This window comes from Micromonospora sp. NPDC048907, from assembly GCF_055586885.1.
On the sequence record NZ_JBVJHI010000001.1, the window covers coordinates 130,886 to 154,609 of the forward strand.

Sequence of the window (23,724 nt, forward strand, 5' to 3'; positions counted from 1 at the left end):
ACGGTCAGGTTGCGTCGGGTCGGCTCAACCTGGACTTGCGGATTGCCCGGGGCGTGGCACTATTGAGTCAAGTTCACTCAACTTGTGGTGCGGTCGCTGCGGGCGACCCGCCGGGCAGGCCCGTTGACCTGCTCACCGTTACGAAGCGAGGAAGCGAACATGGCACGTGCGGTCGGCATCGACCTCGGCACGACGAACTCCTGCGTCAGCGTTCTCGAGGGCGGTGAGCCCACCGTCATCGCCAACGCGGAGGGCTCGCGGACGACCCCCTCGATCGTCGCGTTCGCCCGCAACGGCGAGGTGCTCGTCGGTGAGGTCGCGAAGCGCCAGGCGGTGACCAACCCGGACCGGACGATCCGCTCGGTCAAGCGGGAGATCGGCACCAACTGGACCGTCGACATCGACGGCAAGAAGTACACCCCGCAGGAAATCTCGGCGCGCACGCTGATGAAGCTCAAGCGGGACGCCGAGGCGTACCTGGGTGAGCAGATCACCGACGCGGTGATCACCGTGCCGGCCTACTTCAACGACGGCCAGCGGCAGGCCACCAAGGAGGCCGGTGAGATCGCCGGCTTCAACGTGCTGCGGATCGTGAACGAGCCGACCGCGGCGGCGCTGGCGTACGGCCTCGACAAGGGCTCCAAGGAGCAGACCGTCCTGGTCTTCGACCTGGGTGGCGGCACCTTCGACGTCTCGCTGCTCGAACTGGCCGAGGGCGTCATCGAGGTCAAGTCCACCAGCGGTGACAACCACCTCGGTGGTGACGACTGGGACCAGCGCATCATCGACCACCTGGTGAAGACCTTCCGCGGCGAGCACGGCATCGACCTGTCCCAGGACAAGATGGCCATGCAGCGGCTCAAGGAGGCGGCCGAGAAGGCCAAGATCGAGCTGTCCGCGGCCACCACCACCAACATCAACCTGCCGTACATCACCGCCGGTTCGGCGGGCCCGCTGCACCTCGACGTGACCCTGAGCCGCGCCGAGTTCCAGCGGATGACGCAGGACCTGCTGGACCGGTGCAAGGGCCCGTTCGAGCAGGCCGTCAAGGACGCCGGGATCAAGGTCTCGGACGTCGACCACGTCATCCTGGTCGGCGGCTCGACCCGGATGCCGGCCGTGACCGACCTGGTCAAGCAGCTCACCGGCAAGGAGCCCAACAAGGGCGTCAACCCGGACGAGGTCGTCGCCGTCGGCGCCGCCCTGCAGGCCGGCGTGCTCAAGGGTGAGGTCAAGGACGTCCTGCTGCTCGACGTGACCCCGCTGAGCCTGGGCATCGAGACCAAGGGCGGCATCTTCACCAAGCTGATCGAGCGCAACACCACCATCCCGACCAAGCGCTCCGAGGTCTTCACCACGGCCGACGACAACCAGCCGTCGGTGCTGATCCAGGTGTTCCAGGGCGAGCGGGAGATCGCGGCCTACAACAAGAAGCTCGGCACCTTCGAGCTGACCGGCCTCCCGCCGGCGCCGCGCGGCGTGCCGCAGATCGAGGTCACCTTCGACATCGACGCCAACGGCATCGTCAACGTGCACGCCAAGGACCTGGGCACCGGCAAGGAACAGAAGATGACGATCACCGGCGGCTCCTCGCTGCCGAAGGACGACATCGAGCGGATGCGCCGGGACGCCGAGGAGCACGCCGAGGAGGACAAGCGGCGGCGCGACGAGGCCGAGACCCGCAACCTGGCCGAGGCGCTCCAGTGGCAGACCGAGAAGTTCCTCGCGGAGAGCGGCGACAAGCTGCCCGCCGAGAACCGTGACCAGCTCAACGAGGCGCTCGGCGAGCTGCGCAGCGCCCTCGGCGGCCAGGACATCGACAAGATCAAGGCCGCGCACGAGAAGCTGGCGCAGGTCTCCCAGCAGGCCGGCTCACTGCTCTACTCGCAGCAGCAGGGCGAGCAGGCCGGGCCGGGCGAGGCCGGGCCGGGCGCCGGCGCCGGTGCGACCGGCGGTCCCCAGGCCGGCGGCCCCGACGACGTGGTCGACGCGGAGATCGTGGACGAGGACAAGAAGTGACAGTCGGTCCCGGACACGTATCTCGCCGCGAGAGGGATGAGGTAGCCGCATGACGGAGAAGCCACGAGCAGCCGACCCCGGGTCCACGGGGTCGGCGCCGGGTGGCTCCGCGACCGCCGGTCAGGGCGCCGGCGAGGAGCCGCGCGTCGTCATCCGTGACAAGCGCAAGATCGGCAAGGCCACCGAGCAGTCCGTGACCGACACGTCGGCCGCCGACGCCGCGGCCGACGCGCCCGCCGAAGGGCTGGTCGAGGAGGCCGAGGTCGTGGTCGACGAGATCGAGGGCGAGGCCGACGCCCCGGTCTCCGGCCCGCCCGTGGTCGACGCGCCGGCCCAGCCGAGCGAGGAGTCCACCACCGAGAAGGCGCCGGCCGGCGCCGAGGTGGAGTCGCTCCGGGCCGAGCTGGACGAGCGGACCCGCGACGTCCAGCGGGTGTCGGCGGAGTACGCCAACTACCGCAAGCGGGTCGACCGGGACCGCAGCCTGGTCCAGGAGCAGGCGACCGGCACAGTGCTGACCGCGCTGCTGCCGATCCTCGACGACCTGGACCGGGCCCGCGAGCACGGCGACCTGGTGGGGCCGTTCGGCAGCGTGGCCGAGCAGCTCACCACCGCGCTGACCAAGTTCGGCCTGACCGCGTTCGGGGAGCAGGGCGACCCGTTCGACCCGACCCGGCACGAGGCGGTGGCGCACCAGACCTCCGCCGACGTGACAGAGCCGACCTGCGTGCAGGTCATGCGCCGGGGTTACCAGCTCGGCGAACGGCTGCTGCGGCCGGCCCTGGTCGCGGTCGCCGAGCCCGAGTAGTGCCGACCCGTGACGTCCCGCCCGCCCACGCCGGGCGGGCGGGACGACCGGGGTACGTCCCGTGGAAGGGGGTGGACCGGTGAGTTCCAAGGACTGGATCGAGAAGGACTACTACGCCGCGCTGGGCGTGGAGAAGTCCGCCTCCTCGGACGAGATCAAGAAGTCGTACCGGAAGCTGGCTCGGGAGTCGCACCCGGACCACAACCCCGGTGACCCGAAGGCCGAGGAGCGGTTCAAGGCCGTCTCCGAGGCGTACGCCGTGCTGGGCGACGAGAAGAAGCGCCGCGAGTACGACGAGATGCGGTCGCTCTTCGGCTCCGGCGCCTTCCGGCGCAACGCCCGCGGCGCGGGCCAGCCCGGTGGCATGCCGTTCGACGTGTCCGACCTGTTCGGCGGGGCGGGCGGCGGCGAGGCCCGGTTCGGCGGCGGTGGCCTCGGCGACCTGTTCAGCTCGATCTTCACGGGCGGCGGCGCCGGCGGCGCGGCCCGTCCGCGCGGCCCGGCCCGGGGCCGGGACGTCGAGACCGAGGTGGCGCTGGACTTCCCCGACGCGGTACGCGGCGTCACCCTGCCGTTGACGCTGCGCGCCCCCGGGGTCTGCGAGACCTGCCACGGCAACGGGGCGAAGCCGGGCACCCAGCCGGTGGCCTGCCCGGTCTGCCACGGCGCCGGGGTGACCACCCGCAACCAGGGGTCGTTCAGCTTCTCCGAGCCGTGCCGCAACTGCCAGGGCGTGGGCACGGTCGTCGAGGAGAAGTGCCCGGAGTGCCACGGCACCGGCGGGGTCACCAAGACCCGCACGCTGAACGTGCGCTTCCCGGCCGGGGTGGCCGACGGCCAGCGCATCCGGCTGGCCGGTCGGGGCGAGCCCGGCGAGCGGGGCGGCCCGGCGGGTGACCTGTTCGTGCACGTCAAGGTCCGCCCCGACGAGCTGTTCGGGCGCACCGGGGACGACCTGACCCTGACCGTGCCGATCACGTTCGCGGAGGCGGTGCTCGGCACCGACCTGCGGGTGCCGACCCTGGACGGCACGGTGACCCTGCGGGTGCCGCCGGGCACGCCCAGCGGGCGGGTGCTGCGCGCCCGGGGCAAGGGCGTCGTACGCCGGGACGGCCGCGCCGGTGACCTGCTGGTCACCCTCGACGTGGTGGTCCCCGCGACGCTGTCGGACGAGGCGCGGGCGGCCCTGGAGACGTTCGCCGAGCAGACCCCGCCGGCCGCACGGGAACATCTCGACGCGCGGGTGCGTCGATTCAGTTGAGCGGGTGACGAGGCAGCGGAGGTGAGCGGGGATGTCACAGGAGTTCGTCGGCTCGGGTGACCCTGCCTACGAGGCCAAGGTTCTGATGATCTCGGTGGCGGCCCGGATGGCGGGGATGCACCCGCAGACGCTGCGCCAGTACGACCGGCTGGGCCTCGTCCAGGCCGGCCGGGCGGCCGGCGGCGGTCGCCGGTACAGCGTCCGGGACGTGGTGCTGCTCCGCGAGGTGCAGCGGCTCAGCCAGGACGACGGGATCAACCTGGCCGGGGTCAAGCGCATCATCCACCTGGAGCGGTTGCTGGAGGAGGCCCAGCAGCGGGTGGCCCGGCTGGAGGCGGAGCTGGACGCCGCGTACCGCCGGATCGCCGAGCTGGAGTCGCTGGGCGGCTTCGCCCGCGGCGACCTCGTCCCCACCAACCGCACCTCCACGGCGCTCGTCGTCTGGCGCCCCCGCCGCACTCCCGACCGCTGATCCCCTCCCCGCCGAAGGCCGGCGCGTGCCCACCCCGGGCCGTGCCGGCCTTCGCGCATCTCCACAGCGGCGGCAGGCGGTGCGGTTCGGGGAAAGCGAGGTCCGGGAGGGCCGGTTTCGCTAGCCTGTGAATGCGGCCAACCGACTCAATTCGGACTCCGAACTGGCAGGGGGAGCCATGGCGGAATCGGCGAAGAAGGTGGCGGAACGGGCGGAGGAACGGCTGGAGCAGGTGGCCGAGAACGTCCGGGAGCGATTCGATCGGATCACCGAAGGTCGCTTCACGGAAAAGATCAAGGAAGGGCGCTTCGCCGACCAGGTGGACCACGGCGTCGACCGGGCCAGGGACGACGAGCGGCGCAGGAAGCAGGGCGGATCGACCGGCTGAACGATCCGCCGACGTGCGGGCCGGGACCCACGGGGGGTCCCGGCCCGTTCGCGTCGTGAGGCGGCGGCCCGGGACGCTGCGACGCCGGCGAGGGGGTCCCGGCCCGTTCGCGTCGTGAGGCGGCGGCCCGGGACGCTGCGACGCCCGTTCGCGTCGTGACCGGCGGGCTAGAGCCGCCGGTTCTCCCGCACCAGGCCGCCCTCGCACCAGTCGCGGTAGACGAAGAGGTCCGGCCGGGCGAGCAGCACGCGGCTGTTGTGCGCCCAGTTGCGCATCAGCTCGTCGCCGGCCCGCTCGGCCTGCTCCACGAGCTTCCGGAAGCGGCGCTTCGGGTGGGCCCGGAAGTTCGTCCGGATGCCGTCGGCGGCGTAGATGTAGAGGCAGTGCAGGGCGAACCGGCGGGCCGGACAGGCCGGGTCCATGGCCAGGTCGAAGAGGGTCTGCACCAGGTGGTCCCCGGCGACGAGCAGGTCCCAGTCCGGCGGCATGGAGGTCAGCGGAACGGAATCCGGCTGGTAGGCCCACGACCTCAGCTCGGCGGGCGAGGGGTCGACGGGGTTGGCGAAGCCGTGGAACGTCTCTTCCTGCACGCTCACCGGCCGACCTTCCGCTTGCGCTGGCGGGGGCACCGGCCACCCGCGGACCCTGGCTGCTGGGGCGACACGTTAACGCGGTTTCGCCGGGTGGCGGTAGACCTTCCCGGAATCAATTCGGCAACCGTTGGCCGGGCCGGGTCCACCGTACGGCCGACCCGGCCCGGCCGAGGTCAGTCGGCCACTCCCACCGGCACGGGCGGCCGGGCGGCGCTGCGCCGGCGCAGCCAGCGCTTGAACCAGGGCAGGTCGGGCAGGCGGGCCAGCATCGGCCCGGTCACCACGGTGATCAGCACGTACGCGGTGGCGAGCGCCGCCAGCCGGGGTTCGACCGGGTACGCCGCGGCGACGGCCAGGCCGGCGATGACGATGGAGAACTCGCCGCGCGGGGTGAGCGCGAAGCCGGCGCGCCACCGGCCGGGCTCGGCGATCCCGGCCCGGCGGGCGGCCAGCCAACCGGTGGCCAGCTTCGTCCCCATGGTCACCACGGCCAGCAGCAGCGCCGGCAGCAGCACCGGCGGCATGTCCAGCGGGTCGGTGACCAGGCCGAAGAAGACGAAAAAGACCGCGGCGAAGAGATCCCGCAGCGGCGACAGCAGTTGGGTGGCGTGGTGCGCCACCGGCCCGGACAGGGCGATGCCGACCAGGAAGGCGCCGACCGCGGCGGAGACCTGGAGCTTGGCCGCCACCCCGGCGACCAGCAGGGTCAGGCCGAGCACCCCGAGCAGGAGCGCCTCGGGGTCCTTCGCGGAGAGCGCGGCGGAGATCAGGTGCCCGTACCGGATGGCGACGGCCAGCACCACGACCACGGTGAGCACCGCGACGGCGAGCGCGATGCCGCCCTTGACCAGGCCGACCCCGGCGAGCAGCGCGGTGACCAGCGGCAGGTAGAGAGCCATGGCCAGGTCCTCGATGACGAGGACCGAGAGGATCACCGGGGTCTCCCGGTTACCGACCCGGCCCAGGTCGCCGAGCACCTTCGCGATCACGCCGGACGACGAGACCCAGGTGACGCCGGCGAGCACGACGGCGGCCACCCAGCCCCAGCCGAGCAGCAGGGCGAAGGCGAAGCCGGGCAGCGCGTTGAACACCGCGTCGATCAGACCGGCCGGCGCGGCCGAGCGGAGGTTGCCCACCAGTTCGTTGGCGCTGTATTCCAGGCCGAGCATGACGAGCAGCAGGATGACGCCGATCTCCGCGCCGACGGCGAAGAACTCCTCGCTGGCGTTGAGCGGCAGCAGGCCGCCGTGGCCGAAGGCGAGTCCGGCGAGCAGGTAGAGGGGGATGGGCGAGACGCCGACGCGGCGGCTGAGCCGGCCGAGCAGGCCGAGCAGGAGCAGCAGCGCGCCGACCTCGACGAGCAGGGTGGTGGATTCGTGCATCCGCGCCTCAGCCGTCCGGATCGGCTTCGGCGAGGATCGCGGTGACCCCGTCGAGCCCTTGCCGGGTGCCGACCACGACGACCACGTCACCGGCCGCGAACCGGAAGGTGGGGTCGGGCGAGACGATCACCTCACCCTGACGCAGCACCGCCACGATGGAGGCGCTGGTGCGCGTCCGTGCCTTGGTGTCACCGAGCCGCCGGTTGACGTAGCGGGAGCCGGCCGGGATGACGATCTGCTCGGTGAGCAGCCCCGCGGCCTGCTCGCGCAGCCCGGCGAGCTGGCCGAGCATCAGCGACGCCCCGAGGATGTCGGCCAGCGCCTCCGCCTCGTCGTCGGTCAGCGGTATGTCGTGCTGACAGGAGTCCGGGTCGTCCGGGTCGTAGAGGACCAGGTCGCGGCGGCCATTGCGGTGGGAGACCACGCCGAGCCGACGCCCGGATTCCGTCATCAAATCGTGACGGACGCCGATCCCCGGTAGGGCAGTCTGTTCGACACGTACTCGCACCCGCGCAAGGCTACCGTGCGGAGGAGGCCCCATGATCGGGCGCCGATTGCTCCCGGGTGTCGGTCTGCTGCTGGTGCCGGCCCTCGCCGCCTGCTCGATCGGCGACGTCCGCCGGACCCCGCCGGACCGGTCGTCCGCGTCCCCGCGGCCGGCGCCGACCGCGCCGGCGCCGTCGCGGGCCGTCGCCTTCGACGAGGTACGCCACGTCCGGGTCGACGTCGACCGCCGGTACGACCGCCCGTTCGTGGAGTTCGCCGACGCCGACCACGGCTACGCCCTGTTCGTCGCCGCCTGCGACAACCCTCCGCCCCGCCGCGGCTGCGCCGGGCCGCTGCTGTACGCCACCGTGGACGGTGGCCGTAGCTGGCAGGCCCTGCGGCACCCCCGTCCGGTGGCGGCGAGCCAGCAGCTCTACGCCGTGCCGGGGGCGCTCGTGCTGCTCGCCGAGCCGCACGGCTGGTACACGTCGACCGACGGCGGGGCGACCTTCGTCCACAGCACGGGGGCGGAGCCGGCGCCGCTGGTGGCCGCGCGGGGCCGCTTCCAGGTGGTCGAGGGGCGCGGTGCCGTGGCCGAGTGGGACGGCGCGACCCTGCGGCCGTTGGCCGCCCAGCCGTCCGTACCCGGGCTGAACACCGTGGGCCACTCCGGCGACCTCGTGGTGGCGGCCGGGGCGCGCGACGGCCGTCCCTACGCCGCGTTGTCCCGGGACGCGGGCCGGCACTGGACGTCGACACCGCTGTCCTGGCGGGGCGACGAGGTGGGGGTGCTGCGCGTGGTGATCGCCCCGGACGGCGGCGTGTGGCTGGTCGGGGAGCGCCCGGACCGGACGGGTTTCCCGGCGCTGTGGCGGCTGGTGGCCGGCGTCGAGTGGGCCCTGGTCCGCGCCGTCGGGCATCCGGCGCAGGCCCGTTCGGTGGCGCCGCTCGGGGCCGAGCTGGTGGCCGTGACCAGCCCGGACGGGGTGGGCGTGGTGGCCGGCGGCCGCTACTACCGGGTCGACTGGCCGCTCACCGGGGAGCATTACCTCACGGTCCTGGGCGACGGCACGATCGCCGCCAGCGGCCCGGACGACGTGGTGCTGGGCACGGGCTGGACCGCCAACCGGCGCTGGGTCCGGGTGGTGCTGGACAAGCAACCGTAGTGACGGGTGTCACATCGCTGGAGTTGAGCGGAATAGACTCAACTCTGGTTGTGTCCTTCCCAGTGGACACGCCGATCCGGGGGAGCCCATGAACACGGAACGACTCACCACCAAGAGCCGCGAGACCATCACCGGTGCCGTCGCGCTGGCGAACCAGCGCGGTCACGCCACCGTGGAGCCCTGGCACCTGCTGCTGTCGCTGCTGGACACCGAGGGCTCGACCGCCGCCGGCCTGCTGCGCGCCGTCGGGGCCGACCCCGCCGAGCTGCGCCGGGTCGCCCAGCGTTCGGTCGACGCCCTGCCCGCGGCGCGCGGCTCCAGCATCGCCGAGCCCACCCTGGCCCGCGAGTTCGTCAACGCCATCGGCGCCGCCGAGCAGATCGCCCGGCCGCTGGGCGACGAGTACACCTCCACCGAACACCTGCTGGCCGGGCTGGCCCGGGTCGGTGGCGCCGTCTCCGTCGCGCTGAAGAACTCCGGCGCCACCGAGGAGAACCTGGTCGCCGCCTTCCCGACCGTGCGCGGCGGGGACCGGCGGGTCACCACGGCCGACCCGGAGCAGACCTACCAGGCCCTCGCGAAGTACGGCGTCGACCTGACCGCGAGCGCCCGCGAGGGAAAGATCGACCCGGTCATCGGCCGCGACTCGGAGATCCGCCGGGTGATCCAGGTGCTGTCCCGGCGTACCAAGAACAACCCGGTGCTGATCGGCGAGCCGGGCGTCGGCAAGACCGCCATCGTCGAGGGCCTGGCCCAGCGGATCGTCGCCGGTGACGTGCCGGAGTCGCTGCGGGACAAGAAGCTCGTCTCGCTCGACCTCGGCGCCATGGTGGCCGGCGCCCAGTACCGCGGCCAGTTCGAGGAACGGCTGAAGTCGGTGCTGGAGGAGATCAAGAACTCCGACGGCCAGGTCATCACGTTCCTCGACGAGCTGCACACCGTGGTCGGCGCCGGCAAGGGCGAGGGCTCGATGGACGCCGGCAACATGCTCAAGCCGATGCTGGCCCGCGGCGAGCTGCGGATGGTCGGCGCCACGACGCTGGACGAGTACCGCGAGCACATCGAGAAGGACCCGGCGCTGGAGCGCCGCTTCCAGCCGGTGCTGGTCGGCGAGCCGACCATCGAGGACACGATCGGCATCCTGCGCGGCCTCAAGGAGCGCTACGAGGTGCACCACGGCGTGCGGATCACCGACGCCGCGCTGGTCGCCGCCGCCGCCCTCTCCGACCGCTACATCACCGACCGGTTCCTGCCGGACAAGGCGATCGACCTGGTCGACGAGTCCGCCTCGCGGCTCCGGATGGAGATCGACTCCCGCCCGGTCGAGGTGGACGAGATCGAGCGGGCGGTGCGCCGGCTGGAGATCGAGGAGATGGCGCTGGCCAAGGAGCCGGACGCCGCCTCGGCGGAGCGGCTGGCCCGGCTGCGCAAGGAGCTGGCCGACAAGCGCGAGCAGCTCACCGCACTGTCCGAGCGCTGGCAGCTGGAGAAGAGCCACATCACCAAGCTCTCCACCGCCAAGGAGGAGCTGGAGCGGCTCGGCGGCGAGGCCGAGCGGGCCGAGCGCGACGGCGAGCTGGAGCGCGCCGCCGAGCTGCGTTACGGCCGGATCCCCGCCCTCCAGGTCGAGCTGAAGCAGGCCGAGGAGGAACTGGCCCGGCTCCAGGCCGACGGCGCGATGCTCAAGGAGGAGGTCGGCGCGGACGACATCGCCGCGGTGGTCGCCTCCTGGACCGGCATCCCGGCCGGCCGGCTCCTGGAGGGCGAGACCGCCAAGCTGCTCCGGATGGAGGAGACGCTGGGCTCCCGGGTCGTCGGCCAGGCCGAGGCGGTCACCTCGGTGTCCGACGCGGTCCGCCGCGCCCGGGCCGGCGTCGCCGACCCGGACCGCCCGACCGGTAGCTTCCTCTTCCTCGGCCCGACCGGCGTGGGCAAGACCGAGCTGGCCAAGGCGCTCGCCGAGTTCCTCTTCGACGACGAGCGGGCCATGGTCCGCATCGACATGAGCGAGTACGGCGAGAAGCACTCCGTGGCCCGCCTGGTCGGCGCCCCGCCCGGCTACGTCGGCTACGAGGAGGGCGGCCAGCTCACCGAGGCGGTGCGCCGCCGCCCGTACTCGGTGATCCTGCTGGACGAGGTGGAGAAGGCCCACCCGGACGTGTTCGACGTGCTCCTCCAGGTGCTCGACGACGGCCGGCTCACCGACGGCCAGGGCCGCACCGTCGACTTCCGCAACGCGATCCTGATCCTCACCTCGAACCTGGGGTCGTCGGTGATCAGCGACCTGACGCTGGCCGAGGAGCAGCGCCGGGAGGGCGTCCTCGCGGTGGTCCGGTCGCACTTCAAGCCGGAGTTCCTCAACCGCCTCGACGACATCGTGGTGTTCGCCGCCCTCCAGGGCGCGGACCTGCGGGCCATCGTCGACATCCAGCTCGACCGGATGCGACGCCGTCTCGCCGACCGCCGGTTGTCGCTGGACATCAGCGACGCCGCCCGGGTGTGGCTGGCCGAGCACGGGTACGACCCGATCTACGGCGCCCGCCCGCTGCGCCGCCTGGTGCAGTCGGCGATCGGCGACCAGCTCGCGAAGGCCCTGCTGGCCGGCCAGATCCGCGACGGCGACACGGTGCGGGTCGACCTGGCCGACAGCAAGGACGCGCTGGCCGTCACGGCCGCCTGAGCACCTTCCCCGGCCCGGCCGGCCTCCCCAGCGGGGGCCGGCCGGCCGATCCATTTCTTGATCGACAGCGTCGACGGCGGCCCGCCGGGGCAATAGTGGGGGCATGGTGGGGATCGGGGAGAAGGACCGGGAGCTGGACGCGGCCGTCGAGGAACTGCGGCGGGCGGACACCCTCGCCTTCGGCGGGGTGGGCATCGCCGGTCAGATACTGCCGGCGACCGACGCGTACCGGCACGTGGAGCGGGCACTGCGGGAGCACCCCGAGGCGGCCCGGAAGAAGGTCGACCGGCTGCTGAAGCACGGCTCGCCGGCCGGGAAGGCGTACGCGGCCACGCTGCTGGACACGGTCGACCCGGCGGCCGGCCGGGCGGCCTGGGAGCGGCTGCGCGCCGACGACGGCGAGTTCACCACCTTCAGCGGGTGTCTGATGGGCCGCGCCACCCTGCGCGAGTACGCCGCCGAGCGCCTCTCCGGCGCCGGAGCGTAGCTGACCGGTAACTCAACGAACGGCACTTCGGCGCGCGTGCGTCGGGTTGTTACCGTCTCCGCCAATGCACCTTGGGGGGAGACGGCCGTGAACGGTTCGCTGGCGTACGTGGTGACCACGGTGGGGTGCCTGGTCGGGGTGGCCGGCGTGGTGATCGCCGTGATCGCCCTGCGCCGGGCCCGGTCCGCGCCACGCCCGAAGGCCGCACCCGGTGACCCGTTCCGGGACCGGGACGCCGACGCGCTGCGCGGCGACCCCCGCGCGCTCAAGCCCGGCAACATCGTGGAGATCCGCCAGGTGCCCTACACCGTGCGCGGCTCGGTGCACCTGGTCGAGGGTGGCTGGAGCTGGGCGGAGCACCTGCTCGACGACGCCGGCGGGGTGAAGCGCTGGCTCTCCGTCGAGTCGGAGCCGGACCTGGAGCTGGTGCTCTGGACCAGCGAGCCGTCGGCCACCGTCACCCCGGGCGCGCCGACGCTGGAGATCGCCGGCCGCCGCTACCACTGGGACGAGTCCGGCCAGGCGAAGTTCACCGCCACCGAGGGCACCGGCCTCGACCCGCGCGGCACCATGCGTTACCACGACTACCAGGCGCCCGGCGGTGCCCGGCTCTCGTTCGAGGCGTACGGGGAGGCCGGCTGGGAGGTGAACCTCGGCGAGCAGGTGCACCGCGCCGAGGTGATGATCTACCCGCAGGGCGGCCCGGAGAAGGTGGACTGAGCGTGCTCGTCGCCCTGCACGCCCCGTACGTCGACACCCGCGCCGCCGACCTGAGCCTCGCCCTCGGCGGCCCCGAGCGCCCCGCCCTACACGTGCGCGAGCTGACCCTGCCCGGCGGGCTGCGGCTGCGGCTGCGCCTGCTCGGCGCCTCGCACCAGGTGGTCTGCGGCGACCTCACCGAGACGGTCGCCTGCCTGCCCGGCCGCCCCCCGCACCTGCCCGACGCCCTGCACGACGAGACCGCCGGCTACCGGTTCACCGCCACGGTGCTCCGGCCGCGGGGTGACGGCCTGCGCACCCGGGTCGCGGCGCTCCGCGCCGACCTGGCCGACGACCCGTACGCGCTGGTCGGTGTCTTTCCCGGCGACGAGGACGCGGTCACCGCGCTCGCCGTCCGCCCCGAGCCGCCGGCCGGCTCGGTGGCCTGGCGCACCTGGCACGCGTATCCGCAGACCAACGAGCTGGTCCTGACCGAGACGGTGGTGCAGCTGTGAGCGCGAGGAGTGAGCCGGGTCTGCGAGCCCCGCGGTTGCGAACGGAGGCAGTGCGGTGACGTACCGACGGTGGTTCGTGGTGGGGGTCGCCTTCGCCGTCATCGGCGCCGTGGTCGCCGCCTTCGCGATCTTCTACGGCAACTTCTCGCCCCGCGGCTACGTGGAGGACCGCTACACCCGGGCGACCAGCCGGGACCTCGGCTCCGACGCGATCGCGTACACGTCGAACCGGACGCCGAGCCAGGTGTCGAAGGAGATCACCGACGCCTGGCAGCCGGCCGACCAGTACGTCGACGGCAGCGGGGTCTACCTGCGCTACGACGACGACTCGGTGGTGATCCTGCCGCTCGCCGCCGGTTCGGTGATCCTGCTGGAGCGGATGACCACCGCGTACCCCCGCTACCACTCCCGGGTGGGCAGCCACTGGGGCTGGGGGCGGGGCAGCACGGTCCGCGGCGGCGGACCCGGCTCCGGCAAGTGACCTGACCCCTCCCGACGAATCCTGGAGTCCCCTGTGCAGACCCTGCTGACCGATCTGCTCGTCACGCTGGCCTACGGCGTGGTCGGCGTCGCCCTGATGGCCGTCGGCTACGTGCTGGTCGACGTCGCCACTCCGGGCAAGCTGCACGAGCTGATCTGGGCCGAGCGCAACCGCAACGCCGCGCTGCTGCTCGCCTCGAACCTGGCCGGTGTGGGCGTCATCGTGGTGGCCGCGATCGCCGCCAGCGCGGACGACTTCGCGCTCGGCCTGGTGGGCGCGGCCGCGTACGGCATCCTCGGGCTGGTCATCATGGCCGCGTCGTTCCTGCTGCTGGACATGGCCACCCCGGGCAAGCTCGGCGAGATCCTGGTCGACCCGGAGCCGCACCCCGCGGTCTGGGTCTCCGCAGTCGTGCACCTGGCGACCGGCGCGATCATCGCCGCCGCCATCAGCTGATGACACCCGGCAAGCGGGCGGCGAGGAAGAAGACCGCCTGGGTCGCCTGGCTGGCCGTCGCCCTGGTCATCGCCGGCTGCGTGGCGGTGGGCGTCCTCCACACCGATGGGGACACCACGGTGCCGGCGCCGGCCGCCGACGAGCGCGCCGACAGCGTGGCGATCCTCCAGCGCAGCAGCGCCGAGCAGGGGCTCTGCTACGGCTGGGAGCTGGTGGACTACTACGACTACGGCGCCGCCCCCCGCAACGTCGGCTCCAACCTGGGCGACGGGGTCGCGGTCGAGGAGAACCCGGCCTGCCCGCGCTGGGTGCAGGTGACCGCCATCATCGGCTACGTCTCGGAGAGCAGCGAGAGCAACGACTTCGCGCGGGTCGCGGTGACCGGCTCCCCGGACCTCGACTCCGCCGACCTTTGGCAGATGGAGGAAGGGCTGGAGCGGCTCGGGCTCACCGAGGACGTCTTCGTCGACGACCCCGGTTGGGCGGTCACCCGGGCCGCGGTCATGCTGCCGCTGCTCGCCGTCGAGGCCGGACTGGCCGAGCCCGCCGACTCCCCGGCACCGGCGGCGACCAGCCTGTCCCCGCTGCCGGACGCCGGCAGCGACTACCTGCGGGACCGGTGGGGCTGGCTGCTCGCCACCGTCGGGCTGCTCCTGCTCGCCGCGCTGTTCGTCACCGTGGGCATGGTGCAGCGTCGGTCGACTGCTCCGGGTCGCGGCGCGGCGCCCGACGCGCCGAGCCGGAGTGGTCGCAAGCGCCTGCCCGCGCAGCGCGCCGGGGCGGGCGCCGCCGGGCGTACCCGGGAGAAGGCATGACCACCGACGCGCCGGCACGGCCGCGGTGGCGCCCGGCCCGCGCGGCGGTCCTGCTCGCGGTCTTCGTCTGCGCGGCCTGCGGCCTCGTGTACGAGCTGGCCCTGGTCGCGCTCGGCAGCTACCTGATCGGCGACACGGTCGGCCAGGCGTCGATCGTGCTCGGCGTGATGGTCTTCGCGATGGGCGTCGGCGCGCTCGTCGCGAAGCCGTTCCAGCCCCGGGCGGCGGCCGCGTTCGCCGCGATCGAGCTGGCCCTGGCCCTGCTCGGCGGCCTCTCCGTGCTCGGCCTCTACGCCGCGTTCGCCTGGCTCGACCTCTACGGGCCGGCGCTGGTCGGCACCGCGTTCGTGCTGGGCCTGCTGATCGGCGCCGAGATCCCGCTGCTCATGGTGCTGCTGCAACGCATCCGGGAGCAGTCCGCGGGCAGCGCCGTGGCCGATCTCTTCGCCGCGGACTACGTCGGCGCGCTACTCGGCGGGCTGGCCTTCCCGTTCCTGCTGATGCCCGTCTTCGGCCAGCTCAAGGGCGCGCTCGTGGTGGGCGCGGTGAACGCGGTGGCCGGCCTCGCCCTGGTCTGCACGGTCTTCCGCGCCGACCTCGGCCGCCGGTCCCGGGTCGCGCTCGGCGCCGGCGCCGTCGTGGTCGCGCTCTGCCTGGGGTACGCCTGGGTCACCGCCCACGACTTCGAGGTGACCGCACGACAGCAGCTCTACCGCGACCCGGTGGTGCACGCCGAGCGCAGCCGCTACCAGGAGATCGTGCTGACCCGGTCGGTGCGCGAGGTCGGCCACGCCGACACCGACCTGCGGCTGTTCCTCAACGGCGACCTCCAGTTCAGCTCGGTCGACGAGTACCGCTACCACGAGTCGCTGGTCCACCCGGCGATGCGCGGGCCGCACGGCGACGTGCTGGTGCTGGGCGCCGGGGACGGCCTGGCGCTGCGGGAGATCCTCAAGTACCCGGACGTCCGCCAGGTGACCCTGGTCGACCTCGACCCGGCCGTGGTGCGGCTGGCGCGTACCGAGCCGCAGCTGCGGGACCTCAACCACCACTCGCTCGCCGACCCCCGGGTCCGGGTGCTGAACGTCGACGCGTTCGGCTGGCTGCGGACCGCCACGGAACGCTTCGACGTGGTCGTCGCCGACCTGCCCGACCCCGACGAGACGGCCACCGCCAAGCTCTACACGGTCGAGTTCTACGCGCTGATCCGGCCGGCGTTGGCCCCCGGCGGCCGGCTCGTGGTGCAGTCCGGCTCGCCATACTTCGCGCCCCGGTCGTACTGGTCGATCGAGCGCTCGATCCGGGAGGCGGGCTTCGCCACCGTGCCCTACCACGTGGACGTGCCGAGTTTCGGCGACTGGGGCTTCGTGCTCGCCGCGCCGGGCGGCACGCCACCCGAGCTGGGGCTGCCCGCCGACGCGCCGCCGCTGCGCTTCCTCACCCCGCCGGTGCTCGCCGCGGCGGCCACCTTCCCCGCCGACCGGGCCCGGCTGGACGTGCCCGCCTCGACGTTGCTGCAGCCCAGGGTGCTGGAGTACGCCCGCGTGGAGTGGCGCGGCTACTAGCGTCGTAGCCATGCCCGCCCGTCCCTCCCGTTGGTCGAGGCCGCCCCGGGCACTGGAGGCGCCGTCGTACCTCCAGGCGTTCGTGCTCTCCGGGGTGGTGACCGTGCTGCTCACCCGGGCGTACCTCCAAGCGACCGGGTTTCCGCAGCTCGGCGGCGGCGGTCTGCACATCGCGCACGTGCTCTGGGGCGGCCTGCTGATGACCGCGGGGCTCGCGGTGGGGCTCATCTTCCTGGGCAGCGTGGCGCGCGTCCTGGGCGCGATCCTGGGTGGGATGGGCTTCGGGCTCTTCATCGACGAGGTCGGCAAGTTCGTCACCACCGGAACGGACTACTTCTACGCCCCGGCCGCCAGCATCATCTACGTCGCCTTCGCCCTGCTGGTCGTGCTCACCCAGGCGCTCCGCGGCCGGACCCGGCTCTCCGGGCCGGAGCGCACGGCGAACGCCCTGTACACCGTCGTCGGGGGTCTCACCACCGGCCTCACGCCCCGGCGCCGGGCGGCGGTGCTGCGGATGGTCCAGGACTGCGGCCCGGAGGTCGAGGAGGCGGTCACCCGGCTGCTGGACGTGGTGCCCCGACGGGAGGCTCCCGCGCCGCGGTTCTGGCATCGCTGGGTCGGCCTGGCCCGCCGCGCCCTCGTCTGGATCACCACGCACCGGTGGATGGTGTCCCTGGTGGTGCTCTACGTGGTCGGCGAGCCGTTCGTCGTCGTGCTGCGGGTCCTGCTCGACGCGATCACCGGCCATCTGCCCGACCAGGACGAATGGGGTGCGCTGCTCGGGGTCTCGGTCTCCGCGCTGATCACCGCGGTGCTGAGCATCCGTGGTGCCCTGCTGCTGCCCAGCGACCAGACCCGGGCCTTCCGGCTGTTCAAGCTCGCGCTCCTCGTGGACCTGCTGTTCGGACAGATCTTCAGCTTCACGGTCAACCAGTTCGGCGCGGTCTTCGCGCTGGGTGTGGACCTCTTCCTGCTCGCGGTGGTGACCGCCGAGTACCGCCGGCTGCAGCGGGAGGCCGGGGAGCGGCCCACGAGCTGACCTTCGGCGCGCGGCATCGATGGGTCGGGGCCGATACTGTGTGGGCCTGATCTAGAGAAGGAGAGAGTCCATGACCGATTCCTCCCCGGCGCCGGGCCGAGCGCGTCCGGGCGTGGTGGCGGCATCCTTCTATCTGCTGCTGCTGTTCGCGCTCACCCAGTTGATCGGTCTGATCGCGACCGTCGCCGTCAGCAGTCGGTTGAAGGAGGGCTTCCAGCGGGCGTTCGAGGGCACCACGTCGGGCACCCAGGACGTCGGCACGTTCGTGGTCGCGTTCACGATCGGGACCGCCGTCCTGCTGCTCGTCCTCGCGCTGGTCCTGGTCGTCCTGGGCCTGTTCAACAACCGGGGCAAGAACGGCACCCGGATCACCACCTGGGTGCTGGGCGGCATCCTCATCTGCTGCCTCGGCGGCAGCCTGATCAGCGGCGCCACCGGCGCCGTGGGCGGCAACACCGGAGGCGGTGACGCGCCCTCCGCCGACGAGATCCAGCGTAGCCTGAACGACACCCTGCCGTCCTGGTACCAGCCGCTGAGCACGGCGCTCGGGGTGCTCGGGCTGATCTCGCTGCTGGCCGCACTGATCCTGCTGGCGCTGCCCAAGGCGAACGAGTTCTTCCGCAAGCCGAAGCAGGGCTGGGAGCCCCCGGTCCCGGGTGCCGCCTACCCGGCGGAGCCCGGCTACCCGCAGGCCCCGGGCTACCCGGCCACCCCCGGTTACCCGGGCCAGCCGGCTCCGGGGCAGCCGGGCCAGGCCGGTCCGCCGCCGGAGTCCGGGGAGCGCCGGGACGGCGAGCCACCAACGTCACGTTGACGTCCGGATAAGAGCGACGCCGACGATCCCTCCGAGTAGGTTGCAAGCCGACGCCTACCGGAGGGATTCGTCGTGTCGTACCCCCATGAGGCACCGCCCCGCCGGCCGGGCGCGGTGGTCTCGGCGGCGGCGCTGCTGCTGTTGATGGCGGTGGGCGCCGTGGCGTACGCGGTCACCAACCTGCTCGTCACGGCGGGCACGGTGGACCGCTTCCGGGCGGCGGCCCGGGCGACCGACGCGGGCGGAAGCGAGATCGACGGGGTGGCGTCGCTGCTGCGCGCCTCGACGGTGCTCTCCGCCGTACTCGGCGTGCTGGTCGCGCTGCTGCTCGTCGGGCTGGCCCTCGGGCTGCTCGCCGGCCGTGCCGGCGCCCGGGTGGCCACCTGGGTGGTCGCCGGGCTGGGACTGTTCTGCGGCTGCTGCGGCCTGGCGGTGCTGGTCGGGCAGCGGACCGCGCCGCTGCGGCTCGGTGCCGACGACCGGGTCACCGCCGACCTGCTGGCCCTGGTCGGCGACGCCTACCCGGGCTGGTGGATCCCGGTGAACGCGGCGCTGTCGGTGGCGCAGATCCTCGGCTACCTGGTGGTGGCCGCGCTGCTCACCCTGCCGTCGGCCGGGGCCTTCCTCCACCGCCGCGCGCCGCGGCCGCCCGCCGGTCCGACTCCGCCGGCCGGTCCGGTCCCGCCGGGGTACGGCCCGCCGCCCTTCCCGCCGGCCTTACCGCCCGCTTCAGGCCCCGCCGCCCCCGCCCCGACCCACGGGCACCCCTCGCCCTGGGGGCCGCCGGCCGGACCGGTGCCGCCCCCGCCCCCGACCCCGCCACCGTCGGCCCCGCCCGGGCCGACCCCACCCCCCGAGGACCGCCCATGACCGAGGCACCACCCCCCGCACCGCGCCGGGCCCTGATCACCGGCGCCAGCCTGGGTATCGGCGAGGCGTTCGCCCGCCGGCTCGCCGCCGACGGCTGGGACCTCGTCCTGGTGGCCCGGGACGCGGGCCGGCTCGACAACCTGGCCGCCGAGCTGACCGGCCGGCACGGCCACCGGGTCGAGACCCTCGCCGCGGATCTGTCCACCGACGACGGCTGCGCCGCCGTGGAGGGCCGGCTGACCGCCGAGCCGCCGGTGGACCTTCTGGTCAACAACGCGGGAATCAGCCTCAACACCTCGTTCGTCCGGTCGGCCGTCGCCGACGAGGCCCGACTGGTCCGGCTCAACGTGCTGGCCGTGCTGCGGCTGACCCACGCGGCCCTCGGTCCGATGACCGAGCGCGGCCACGGGGCAGTGATAAATGTCTCTTCCGTCGCCGGTTTCGGTGTCCCCATGCCGGGATCGACCTACTCGGCCAGCAAGGCGTGGGTGACGAATTTCAGTGAATCGATCGGCCAGTCGGTCGCCCCACTCGGCGTACGCGTGATGGCGCTCTGCCCCGGCTACACGCGCACCGGCTACCACGAGCGGGCCGGCATCGACATGTCGCGCACCCCGGCGTGGATGTGGCTGCGGGCCGAGGACGTGGTCGACGAAGGGCTGCGTGACCTGCGCAAAGGCAAGCCGGTGAGCGTGCCGAGCTGGAAGTACAAGCTGGCCGTGGCCGGGCTCCGGCACGCGCCCCGGCGGCTGCTGCGCGGCGTCTCCCGGGACACCCGCGGGAGGGTCGGCCGGCCCGGCGGCTGACCACGGACCGGCCCGCCGGAGGTCCCGTCGCCGGGATGCCCGCCCGCCGACCGGGTGGGACGGTCGCACAGCGTAGTCGGCCATCGCCACCCGTCGGTCGCCCGCAGGGTTGACTCGGGTGGACCCCACGCTCGCCTCCCAGACTTGCGAAGTACCCTCTATCGCCATGGGGGACCACGACGACCTGCGTAAATTCATCACTGACCTGGCTGTGGTCCACGGCCGGGTGGTGCTCTCGTCGGGTCGGGAGGCGGACTGGTACGTCGATCTGCGTCGCGTCACGCTCCATCACCGGGCGGCGCCGTTGATCGGCCGGGTGATGTGCGACCTCACCGCCGACTGGGCGTACGACGCGGTGGGCGGGCTGACCCTCGGGGCCGACCCGGTGGCCACCGCGATGTTGCACGCGGCTGCCGGGACCGACCGCCCGCTGGACGCCTTCGTGGTCCGAAAGGCGGGCAAGGCGCACGGCCTCCAGCGCCGGATCGAGGGGCCGGACGTGGCCGGCCGCCGGGTCCTGGCGGTGGAGGACACCTCGACGACGGGCGGCAGCGTGTTGACCGCCGTCGAGGCATTGCGCGAGGCCGGGGCCGAGGTGGTGGGTGTGGCGGTTATTGTTGATCGAGGCGCCGGCGACGCGGTGCGAGCCGCCGGACTGCCTTATCGGGCGGCCTATACGTTGGCTGACCTCGGCCTTGTGGCGTAAAAGTTTGCCGATTCGGATCTGCTGATATGCAGGCGGATCGATGCTGCTGGTGGAAGGATGGAAAACGTGGGAACTGCGTTGGCTGAAATGACCATGCCTCAGATCTCGCCGCTTGCCGGCGAGCCGATCGAACGTGCCGACGCCGAGCGGCTCGCGGGGGTCCTCAAGGCCCTCGCGGACCCCGCCCGGCTGCGGCTGCTCAGCCTGATCCAGTCGGCTCCCGAGGGGGAGGCGTGCGTGTGTGACCTCACCGCGCCGCTCGGCCTCTCGCAGCCGACGGTCAGCCACCACCTGCGCATCCTCACCGAGGCCGGCTTGCTGGAGCGGGAGAAGCGCGGTGTCTGGGCGTACTACCGGCTGGTGCCGACCGCGATCGCCACGATCGCGGATCTGCTCACCCCGCCGCGGAAGCGGGCCACCAAGAAGGCCCGCTGAATCCGGACGTGTTCGAGTCCGGGGTGGCCGCCCGCACTGAGTGCGGCGGCGATGGGTGGCGTGCCAGGGGTGGCGCCACCCGTCGGATGGCTGTCCGGGGTCGTGGCGCGGCGTCAGACGCGCCGAGCCCGGATGGCCACAGGTGACGGCTGCCGTCATCCGTGCCACCCGCAGGTCGACAGGTCGTAGTCGAAGGCCGGCTCCCCGAGAGGGGGCCGGCCTTCGGTGTGTCCGGGGTCAGCGGCGGTGCTGCCCGCCGCGCCGGTGGTGCTGGTCGTCGTCGCCGTCAATGGCGTCCCGGACCGCGTCCACCGCGCCCGCCGCGCTCGCCGCGGCGACCACCGCGACCGCCTCACCGCGCTTGCGCGCCCGGCGGTCGCGGAGGAACTCGAAGAAGATCGGCAGCACCGAGATCAGGACGATGAGCGCGACCACCGGCAGGATGTACCGGTCGATCTTGTCACCGATCGCGTCGTAGATCTGGTGGGCCAGCAGGTAGCCGATCAGCAGGATGCCGTCCACCCAGAGGATCGCCCCGACCACGTTCCACAGGAGGAACTGCCGGGCGGGCATGCCGAGCACGCCGGCCACCGGGTTGAGGAAGGTCCGCACGATCGGGATGAACCGGGCCAGCACCACGGCCTTCGCCGGGCCGAACTTCTGGAAGTAGTACTCGGCCTTCTCCACGTACTCCCGCTTGAACAGGCGGGAGTTGGGGCGGTCGAACATCCGCTTGCCGTAGCGGGCCCCCAGCCAGTGGCCGAGCTGGGCGCCGGCGATCGCGCAGAGCGGGCCGCCGATCAGCAGGCCGGCCAGCGAGAGCCGGGTGCCGTCGCCGAAGATCGCGTCGGCCACCGGCGAGGCGGCCACCCCGGCCAGGAAGAGCAGCGAGTCGCCCGGGAAGAAGAAGCCGACCAGCAGGCCGGTCTCGGCGAAGAGGATCGCCCAGACGCCGATCATCCCGAAGGTGTGGATGAGGTCCTTCGGGTCGAGCGGGTTCATAGCCACGCTCTCGGAGAGCATCCGGGTCTTCTCTGCTGTGTCCACGGCCACAAAGGGTACCCGGGGGCGGTCCGGCGCCTCGCCGGACCGGGCGTACTGGTCACCGCCCTGGGGTGACCGGGTTCCGGGGTCAGGCGGCAGGTCACGGGGGAGGCCGCCATCGCACTGGGCACGGTTGGTCGGCGGTGGTGCAATGTTCCGCCGGCCCGTACCCGTCAACAAGGGCGGGACACCGGGAGGTGCAGTGACGTACGAGGAGTTCGCCGACGCGCGGTTGGGCGCCCTGCTGCGGTACGCGGTCATGCTGACCGGGGATCCGCACCAGGCACAGGATCTGGTGCAGGAGACCATGGTCCGGGTCCAGCTCAACTGGCGCCGGGTAGCGCGCAGTGACGCGCCGGAGCGGTACGTGCGCCGGATGCTCACCAACCAGTTCATCGACTGGCGGCGTGGCTCGTGGGCGCGCCGGGTGCTCCTGCGCGGCGAACCGGACGAGGGGGTGCCGGCCCCGACCGACCACGCGCAGTCCGCGGTGGACCGCGACCAGCTCTGGTCCTGGTTGTCCCGGCTGCCCCGGCGGCAGCGGGCCACGCTGGTGCTGCGCTACTACGAGGACCTGCCCGACGCGGAGATCGCGGAGATCCTCGGCTGCGCCGTCGGCACCGTCCGCTCCTGCATCTCCCGCGCCCTGGCCACCCTCCGAGCCGAGTACGTGGAGGTCTGCTGATGATTGAGGACGACCTGCGGGCCGCTTTCGCGCGGCGCGAGGAGTTGACCCCGTCGGTCGGCCCGGTCCGGCTCGCCATCGACCGGGCCGTGGTCCGCCGCCGGCGCAGCCGGCTCCGGCTCCGGCTCGCCGGGACGGCGCTGGCGGTGGTGGCCGCCGCCCTGGCCGGCTTCACCGCGATCGCGCCCCGCCAGCCGGAGACCGGGAGGCTGACCGCCGCCCCGGCGACGCCGCCACCGGGCGGGGCGCTGAACATGCTGTTGCTCGGCTCCGACGCGGCCGGCCCGGACGGGAGCCGCCGGGCCGACTCGATCCTTCTGGTGCACCTTCCGGCGGACCGCAGCCGGCTCTACCTGGTCTCCCTCCCGCGCGACCTGGTGGTGCCGGCCCCGGGCCGGGGGACGGCGAAGCTCAACGTCTCCCTCGCCGCCGGAAGGGACCTGGCCGCGGGCTACCAGGCGACCCGGCAGGTGGTGGCCCAGCTCACCGGCGTACGGATCGACGCCGGCGCGGTCCTCACCTACCGGGCGACCCGCGAGCTCACCGACGCGGTCGGTGGCGTGTCGGTCTGCCTGCCGACCACGGTCCGCTCCTACCAAACCCACCGGACCTACCCGGCCGGGTGCCAGCGGCTCGACGGAGGCGCCGCGGTGGACGTGCTCCGCCAGCGGTTCAACCTGCCCGACGGCGCCCTGGACCGGGATCGCAACGCCGCCCGGTACGCGGCCGGACTGCTCACGCGGATCCGTGAGCAGGAGGTGCTGACCAATCCGGTGCTGCTCAACCGGCTGATCACGACGGTCGGGCCGGATCTGGTGACCGACACCGGGGAGCTGTCCCTGCCGGCGCTGATCTCGGCGGCCGGGACGGCGGCCACCGCCGAGCCGGTCGCGGTCGGCCTGCCGGTCCGCCACGGGACGACGAAGGAACTGCCGTACGGGTTCCAGCTCGACCCCGCCCTGGCCCCGGGTTTCCTCGACGCGCTGCGGGCCGACCGGCTCGGCGAGTGGACGGCGGACCACCCGAAGCAGGTCACGGCCCTGCGCTGACGC

Annotated in this window: 26 protein-coding genes; 22 read left to right on the forward strand and 4 right to left on the reverse strand. The window is 73.1% G+C overall.

Features of this window, described 5'->3' with window-relative positions; all coding sequences use genetic code 11:
• The first annotated feature begins 159 nt into the window (after window positions 1–159).
• The 5 genes from dnaK (at window position 160) to ACZ6PY_RS00705 (ending at window position 4,948) form a co-directional block, all read left to right on the forward strand.
• Window positions 160–2,019: a molecular chaperone DnaK gene (dnaK, locus tag ACZ6PY_RS00685; RefSeq protein ID WP_313723704.1), complete on the forward strand. Its 1,860-nt coding sequence runs from the start codon at window positions 160–162 to the stop codon at window positions 2,017–2,019.
• Between the two features lie 49 nt (window positions 2,020–2,068).
• Window positions 2,069–2,827 carry a nucleotide exchange factor GrpE gene (gene grpE, locus ACZ6PY_RS00690; protein WP_466068020.1) on the forward strand — a complete coding sequence of 253 codons (759 nt, stop codon included), beginning with the start codon at window positions 2,069–2,071 and terminating at the stop codon, window positions 2,825–2,827.
• Window positions 2,828–2,906: 79 nt separating this feature from the next.
• A complete protein-coding gene (gene dnaJ, locus ACZ6PY_RS00695) occupies window positions 2,907–4,088 on the forward strand; it encodes a molecular chaperone DnaJ (protein ID WP_466068021.1) in 1,182 nt (393 codons plus the stop codon).
• A 31-nt stretch (window positions 4,089–4,119) separates the two neighbouring features.
• Complete coding sequence (locus ACZ6PY_RS00700) at window positions 4,120–4,560, forward strand: heat shock protein transcriptional repressor HspR (protein WP_262283540.1); 441 nt, start codon at window positions 4,120–4,122, stop codon at window positions 4,558–4,560.
• Window positions 4,561–4,738: 178 nt separating this feature from the next.
• On the forward strand, window positions 4,739–4,948 hold the full coding sequence (locus ACZ6PY_RS00705; protein ID WP_466068024.1) for a hypothetical protein: 210 nt from the start codon (window positions 4,739–4,741) through the stop codon (window positions 4,946–4,948).
• A gap of 167 nt (window positions 4,949–5,115) precedes the next feature.
• On the opposite strand, the gene ACZ6PY_RS00710 is transcribed toward ACZ6PY_RS00705, so the two are convergent.
• From ACZ6PY_RS00710 to ACZ6PY_RS00720, 3 genes are all read right to left on the reverse strand, one after another.
• On the reverse strand, window positions 5,116–5,544 hold the full coding sequence (locus tag ACZ6PY_RS00710) for a hypothetical protein (RefSeq protein ID WP_151465805.1): 429 nt from the start codon (window positions 5,542–5,544) through the stop codon (window positions 5,116–5,118).
• 170 nt (window positions 5,545–5,714) lie between these two features.
• A complete protein-coding gene (locus tag ACZ6PY_RS00715) occupies window positions 5,715–6,923 on the reverse strand; it encodes a cation:proton antiporter (protein WP_466068026.1) in 1,209 nt (402 codons plus the stop codon).
• A 7-nt stretch (window positions 6,924–6,930) separates the two neighbouring features.
• Entirely contained in the window at window positions 6,931–7,431 is a 501-nt protein-coding gene (locus ACZ6PY_RS00720; RefSeq protein WP_262283537.1) for a cation:proton antiporter regulatory subunit, read from the reverse strand.
• Between the two features lie 31 nt (window positions 7,432–7,462).
• Between ACZ6PY_RS00720 and ACZ6PY_RS00725 the strand changes: the two genes are divergently transcribed.
• From ACZ6PY_RS00725 to ACZ6PY_RS00795, 15 genes are all read left to right on the forward strand, one after another.
• Entirely contained in the window at window positions 7,463–8,575 is a 1,113-nt protein-coding gene (locus ACZ6PY_RS00725) for a beta propeller repeat protein (RefSeq protein WP_466068028.1), read from the forward strand.
• Between the two features lie 88 nt (window positions 8,576–8,663).
• Window positions 8,664–11,255: an ATP-dependent chaperone ClpB gene (gene clpB / locus ACZ6PY_RS00730; protein ID WP_466068029.1), complete on the forward strand. Its 2,592-nt coding sequence runs from the start codon at window positions 8,664–8,666 to the stop codon at window positions 11,253–11,255.
• A 103-nt stretch (window positions 11,256–11,358) separates the two neighbouring features.
• Complete coding sequence (locus ACZ6PY_RS00735) at window positions 11,359–11,742, forward strand: hypothetical protein (RefSeq protein ID WP_466068031.1); 384 nt, start codon at window positions 11,359–11,361, stop codon at window positions 11,740–11,742.
• Between the two features lie 87 nt (window positions 11,743–11,829).
• On the forward strand, window positions 11,830–12,462 hold the full coding sequence (locus ACZ6PY_RS00740) for a DUF4178 domain-containing protein (RefSeq protein WP_466068032.1): 633 nt from the start codon (window positions 11,830–11,832) through the stop codon (window positions 12,460–12,462).
• Between the two features lie 2 nt (window positions 12,463–12,464).
• Window positions 12,465–12,956, forward strand: a complete 492-nt coding sequence (locus ACZ6PY_RS00745) for a DUF2617 family protein (protein ID WP_466068034.1) — start codon at window positions 12,465–12,467, stop codon at window positions 12,954–12,956.
• 55 nt (window positions 12,957–13,011) lie between these two features.
• Entirely contained in the window at window positions 13,012–13,437 is a 426-nt protein-coding gene (locus ACZ6PY_RS00750; RefSeq protein WP_107077381.1) for a DUF4247 domain-containing protein, read from the forward strand.
• Between the two features lie 33 nt (window positions 13,438–13,470).
• Complete coding sequence (locus ACZ6PY_RS00755; RefSeq protein WP_466068036.1) at window positions 13,471–13,893, forward strand: DUF350 domain-containing protein; 423 nt, start codon at window positions 13,471–13,473, stop codon at window positions 13,891–13,893.
• Complete coding sequence (locus ACZ6PY_RS00760; protein WP_466068038.1) at window positions 13,893–14,708, forward strand: hypothetical protein; 816 nt, start codon at window positions 13,893–13,895, stop codon at window positions 14,706–14,708. The genes ACZ6PY_RS00755 and ACZ6PY_RS00760 overlap by 1 nt, the downstream gene beginning before the upstream one ends.
• Window positions 14,705–16,273 carry a polyamine aminopropyltransferase gene (locus ACZ6PY_RS00765; RefSeq protein ID WP_466068039.1) on the forward strand — a complete coding sequence of 523 codons (1,569 nt, stop codon included), beginning with the start codon at window positions 14,705–14,707 and terminating at the stop codon, window positions 16,271–16,273. The genes ACZ6PY_RS00760 and ACZ6PY_RS00765 overlap by 4 nt, the downstream gene beginning before the upstream one ends.
• A gap of 10 nt (window positions 16,274–16,283) precedes the next feature.
• Entirely contained in the window at window positions 16,284–17,312 is a 1,029-nt protein-coding gene (locus ACZ6PY_RS00770) for a hypothetical protein (protein ID WP_466068041.1), read from the forward strand.
• 70 nt (window positions 17,313–17,382) lie between these two features.
• Window positions 17,383–18,126, forward strand: a complete 744-nt coding sequence (locus ACZ6PY_RS00775) for a hypothetical protein (RefSeq protein WP_466068043.1) — start codon at window positions 17,383–17,385, stop codon at window positions 18,124–18,126.
• A 72-nt stretch (window positions 18,127–18,198) separates the two neighbouring features.
• On the forward strand, window positions 18,199–18,996 hold the full coding sequence (locus tag ACZ6PY_RS00780) for a hypothetical protein (protein ID WP_466068045.1): 798 nt from the start codon (window positions 18,199–18,201) through the stop codon (window positions 18,994–18,996).
• The gene (locus ACZ6PY_RS00785; RefSeq protein ID WP_466068047.1) at window positions 18,993–19,802 is read left to right on the forward strand and encodes an SDR family NAD(P)-dependent oxidoreductase; all 810 of its coding nucleotides are present in this window, start codon (window positions 18,993–18,995) and stop codon (window positions 19,800–19,802) included. The genes ACZ6PY_RS00780 and ACZ6PY_RS00785 overlap by 4 nt, the downstream gene beginning before the upstream one ends.
• A 166-nt stretch (window positions 19,803–19,968) precedes the next feature.
• Window positions 19,969–20,508: an orotate phosphoribosyltransferase gene (gene pyrE, locus ACZ6PY_RS00790; RefSeq protein ID WP_151463832.1), complete on the forward strand. Its 540-nt coding sequence runs from the start codon at window positions 19,969–19,971 to the stop codon at window positions 20,506–20,508.
• Window positions 20,509–20,565: 57 nt separating this feature from the next.
• Complete coding sequence (locus ACZ6PY_RS00795; protein ID WP_076468717.1) at window positions 20,566–20,943, forward strand: ArsR/SmtB family transcription factor; 378 nt, start codon at window positions 20,566–20,568, stop codon at window positions 20,941–20,943.
• 237 nt (window positions 20,944–21,180) lie between these two features.
• Here the strand turns inward: ACZ6PY_RS00795 and ACZ6PY_RS00800 are convergent, their stop codons facing one another.
• Window positions 21,181–21,966 carry a DedA family protein gene (locus tag ACZ6PY_RS00800; protein ID WP_466069347.1) on the reverse strand — a complete coding sequence of 262 codons (786 nt, stop codon included), beginning with the start codon at window positions 21,964–21,966 and terminating at the stop codon, window positions 21,181–21,183.
• A gap of 223 nt (window positions 21,967–22,189) precedes the next feature.
• On the opposite strand from ACZ6PY_RS00800, the gene ACZ6PY_RS00805 reads away from it, so the two are divergent.
• Window positions 22,190–22,672 carry a SigE family RNA polymerase sigma factor gene (locus tag ACZ6PY_RS00805; RefSeq protein WP_387111381.1) on the forward strand — a complete coding sequence of 161 codons (483 nt, stop codon included), beginning with the start codon at window positions 22,190–22,192 and terminating at the stop codon, window positions 22,670–22,672.
• On the forward strand, window positions 22,672–23,721 hold the full coding sequence (locus ACZ6PY_RS00810) for an LCP family protein (protein WP_466068050.1): 1,050 nt from the start codon (window positions 22,672–22,674) through the stop codon (window positions 23,719–23,721). The genes ACZ6PY_RS00805 and ACZ6PY_RS00810 overlap by 1 nt, the downstream gene beginning before the upstream one ends.
• The last annotated feature ends 3 nt before the right edge of the window (window positions 23,722–23,724 follow it).